Raw genomic sequence first — 443 nt, forward strand, 5'->3', positions numbered from 1 at the left:
TTCAAGCTTATCAAATCTAGTATTCAAAAGATCTATAGTTGGTAATTTAGAAATGGCTTCTTTAAATTCTCTAAAAGATTTGTCTTTTATTTCTTGAGAATTTATTTGGCTTTCTTTAGCAAATTCGTTAAGAGCTTTAATGAAATTTTCTTCAGTTTGATCTTTAAAATAGATAGAAAATAAAGCTTTTACACCTTCTGAAATATAATAATTTTTCATATTTATACAACCTTTTTTTAATTATAACATAGCAAATTTAAAAATGCAGTTTTTATAAAAATAAATAGAAATTTGTTTTGATTATATTTTACTCAATATTTTTTATTACATCTATGGTTAGTGAATATAATTAATAATTTTTATAAGGGTGTTTTCTGCTTCTTTGTTTTTATTCTTCTTTTTAAAAGCTACATCACAACACTTTATACTCTAAGCTTTTTAAA

1 pseudogene is annotated in these 443 nt (G+C 21.2%); it reads right to left on the reverse strand.

Features of this window, described 5'->3' with window-relative positions:
• Positions 1 to 219: pseudogene (locus ELQ11_RS09685) on the reverse strand (hypothetical protein); the annotation flags it as partial.
• Positions 220 to 443 lie beyond the last annotated feature (224 nt).

The organism is Campylobacter sp. US50a (assembly GCF_004379015.1).
Classification (GTDB): Bacteria; Campylobacterota; Campylobacteria; order Campylobacterales; family Campylobacteraceae; genus Campylobacter_D; species Campylobacter_D jejuni.